1 protein-coding gene is annotated in these 670 nt (G+C 43.3%); it reads right to left on the reverse strand.

Going from position 1 to position 670, the window contains the following annotated elements:
• The coding region (locus GFM02_RS34785; RefSeq protein WP_168324232.1) for a replication initiation protein at positions 1-655 on the reverse strand (655 nt) is incomplete at its 3' end.
• Positions 656-670: the final 15 nt, after the last annotated feature.

A 670-nucleotide genomic window follows, 5' to 3' on the forward strand; every position in this document is an offset into this window, starting at 1 on the left:
GGGCTACAACCGTGCGCCCCTTTTTGATCGTCTCAACCGTTACAGCCAGGTCGCTTTTTTTGTTCAGTTCGTCAATGCAGGGTCTTAATAATTGCTGGTTAAGTGATTTATATGTTTGATATTTATGCTCTATATCAAGCATTGAGCGAAAATCATCGAGAGCGATAATACGTTCGCCAGTACTGCGGAACTGCTGGAGGAGTTCGTATATCCTTATACTGTAACTTCTTGATAATCTAGATATATTCTTGATTACAACTCTAGTAAATTGCCCTTGTAGTTGTGTCAAATAAGGCATTACTGCGTCAGAAAATGTTATTTGTGCTCTGGCCTCGCCTTTAGCGTACTGTGCCCGATACTGGATCCAGCGGAACTCCTCACGTTTCTCGTCATCCTTGAGAATGATTGACCTGTCCCACAAACGATCAATTGCTTCCTGTAACTGAACCTCGGCATTTTTCCGCCCCATGTCAGGGAATGAATCGAAATATTCCGCAGCTGTAATGGTCATTGTCTTTTGCAATTTTGGAGATTCTGCATCAGCCCCAGACTTCAATCGACCGATGCAAAGTAACAAAAATCGCTGTTCCTGTAGGGTCAATTTATAACTGGCTTCAACCAGCGCATTGGATTTATAGGCAATTAGATCCGACATAGAGCATCCCTCCCC

The organism is Rhizobium leguminosarum bv. viciae (assembly GCF_012276115.1).
Taxonomy (GTDB): Bacteria; Pseudomonadota; Alphaproteobacteria; order Rhizobiales; family Rhizobiaceae; genus Rhizobium; species Rhizobium leguminosarum_T.